Genomic DNA, 2,560 nt, shown 5'->3' on the forward strand with positions numbered 1-2,560 from the left:
GCGCCCCTCCACCGGGTGCGGGGCGTACCCCTGCCGTATGACGGCACCGGTGTCTGCGTCGCAGACCACGATGCGCGTGAAGTCCGGTGAGCTGTCCAAGCCGGCGACTATCCCCATGCCAAGGAATTTTGCCGTATCGGCGGGGGTGACCGTGGCGCGCCGGGCGCGGGCGCCCGTCCTTACGTGTTGCTGGTGCCCCAGTCGTCCCCGCCCGTGCCGTTGACATTGCGGTCCCGCAGGGAGCGGACCCGCTGGGCGACGGACGCCGGCACGCGGTCGCCGACCCGGTCGCTCACCGTGTGGAAGGCCTTGCCCGCGTAGGAGCGGCCCTGCTGAGCGGCGGTCTCGGCGGTGTTGCGGACCGCGGGGTTCTGCGCGATCTGCCGGGCCGACCTCTTCAGCTGCTCGTAGCGCTCGCGTCCGGCCCTCGTGCCGAGTACGTAACCGAGGGCCAGTCCGGCGAGGAACGTGAGCCGGTAGCGCATGGCTGCCACCCTTCCCGTGTGTAGGTCTCTGGTGCGTCGCTGGCGCCGAGGGGAACCGATTGGCGGAGCACCCCCCTGCTTGCGCTAATGTATGTGTCGCAGCGAGCGCCCGCCCCCTGGCGAATACCCAGGTAGCCACGTTCGATGCAACGAAGCGATCCTCCGTAGCTCAATTGGCAGAGCAGCCGGCTGTTAACCGGCAGGTTACTGGTTCGAGTCCAGTCGGGGGAGCTTCGGTCCTCCGTAGCTCAATTGGCAGAGCAGCCGGCTGTTAACCGGCAGGTTACTGGTTCGAGTCCAGTCGGGGGAGCGCTGAACGAGGACCCCTCAGGGGTCCTTTTTCATGTCCGCGGGAACCGCCGTGCCCCGCGGTGCAGTCCTCGAGGTCATGAGCAGGCGCGGAAGCCGACCATCCGAGGCAGGAGATCGTATGAGCGGCTATGCTGCGGCAGACGGCGCGCACACTTGTACGCGACACGCCGCTATGGGGCGGTAGCTCAGCCGGTTAGAGCAGCGGACTCATAATCCGTCGGCCGTGGGTTCGAGTCCCACCCGCCCCACCGTCAGCCATGGGTGCAGGAACGTTTTCACCAGTGCCGCATGGATAACCCCCGCCCCTGGGCGGGGGTTACGGCATTCCGCCGCCGATCCTCTCCGGGCATGGACGGGTCAGGTCCGGCCGCCATACTGGAGCGCATGGAACGCATCGGGGGATACCTTGTCGAGCGCCGGCTCGGCGAGGGCGGCATGGGCACCGTCCACCTCGCACGGACGCGCGGCGGACGAGCCGTCGCCCTGAAGGTCGCCAGGGCGGAACTGGCCGCCGATCCGGTGTTCCGGGAGCGGTTCCGCAGCGAGGTCGAGGCGGCCCGTGCCGTCGGCGGCTTCCACACCGCGCCGGTGGTGGACGCCGACGTCGACGGCGACCCGCTCTGGCTGGCCACCGCCTATATACCCGGCCCGACCCTCGCGGCCCGGCTCGCCGCCGAGGGCGCCATGGACGAACCGCGGCTGCGGGCCCTGGGCGCCGCCCTCGCCGAGGCGCTGGAGTCCATCCACTCCTGCGGCCTGGTGCACCGCGACCTCAAGCCCGGCAACATCGTCATGGCCGCCGACGGGCCCCGCGTCCTCGACTTCGGCATCGCCCGCGCGGTGGAGTCCACCCGGCTCACCGCCACCGGCACCGCCTTCGGCACCCCCGGCTTCCTCGCCCCCGAACAGGCCCTCGGTCATGACGTCACCGGCGCCGCCGACGTGTTCGCCCTCGGTGCGGTGCTGGTCGCCGCGGCGGGCGGCAGCGCCTGGGGGGAGGGCACCCCGATGGGGCTGATGTACCGCTCGGTGCACGAGCCGCCGGACCTGTCCGCCGTACCGGCCGGACTGGCGGACCTGGTCTCGGCCTGCCTGGCGAAGGAGCCCGCGGACCGGCCGACGCCCGCCGCGCTGCTGGACCGGCTCACGGAACCGGCACCGGCCCGGCCGGCGGCACCGCCGTACCCGCCGACCGTCACCGCGGCCCCGCTCCTCCCGGCCGCACCCCCGCAGGCGTTCGCGCCGCCCCCGCCGCCCGCGACACCACCGCACCTGCCCGTGCCGCCCGCCGCGCTCCCGTACCACCAGCAGCCCGTCCCGGCCGCCACGCCGCCGTACCTGCCCGCGCCGCCCGGCTTCGGACCGCCCGTCCCGTACGGCAGCCCGGAGGCCGTGCTCGCCGACACGCAGGCCGGCGCGATCGTCAACGCCGCCGGAGTGCTCCTCGAAGTCGCGGGCGTCACCGCCGACTTCGGCTGGGACGAGATCGCGCACGTCGAACGCCACTGGCGCGGCAACCGTCTCACCCTCACCGTGCGGTTGTGGGACGGAGGCGTGTACTCCTGCGAGCTGAACGCCCGCCGCAAGGCCCGGCTCACCGCCTGGCTGGCCCAACTCGACCCGGTCCTCGTCCGGTACCTGACCCGATAGCGGGGCCCCGTGACCGGACGTACCGTCAACCGGCGCCCGTGTCTACGACTTGGCCCCGCCAGGCTTGAACCGGTCAACTCCTGGGCACGGACCTCCTACCGGCCTCGCGCCGG

Annotated in this window: 2 protein-coding genes and 3 tRNA genes; 4 read left to right on the top strand and 1 reads right to left on the bottom strand. The window is 72.4% G+C overall.

All coding sequences use genetic code 11. From position 1 onward, the window contains the following. Window positions 1-179: 179 nt before the first annotated feature. Entirely contained in the window at window positions 180-485 is a 306-nt protein-coding gene (locus IE312_RS23540) for a YtxH domain-containing protein (protein WP_189984319.1), read from the bottom strand. 158 nt (window positions 486-643) lie between these two features. Between IE312_RS23540 and IE312_RS23545 the strand changes: the two genes are divergently transcribed. From IE312_RS23545 to IE312_RS23560, 4 genes are all read left to right on the top strand, one after another. After that, a tRNA-Asn gene (locus IE312_RS23545) sits at window positions 644-716 on the top strand. 6 nt (window positions 717-722) lie between these two features. Continuing rightward, a tRNA-Asn gene (locus tag IE312_RS23550) sits at window positions 723-795 on the top strand. A 176-nt stretch (window positions 796-971) separates the two neighbouring features. Next, window positions 972-1,045, top strand: a tRNA-Ile gene (locus IE312_RS23555). A gap of 136 nt (window positions 1,046-1,181) precedes the next feature. After that, window positions 1,182-2,447: a serine/threonine-protein kinase gene (locus tag IE312_RS23560; protein ID WP_189984320.1), complete on the top strand. Its 1,266-nt coding sequence runs from the start codon at window positions 1,182-1,184 to the stop codon at window positions 2,445-2,447. Window positions 2,448-2,560 lie beyond the last annotated feature (113 nt).

This window comes from Streptomyces capoamus, from assembly GCF_014654935.1.
Classification (GTDB): domain Bacteria; phylum Actinomycetota; class Actinomycetes; order Streptomycetales; family Streptomycetaceae; genus Streptomyces; species Streptomyces capoamus.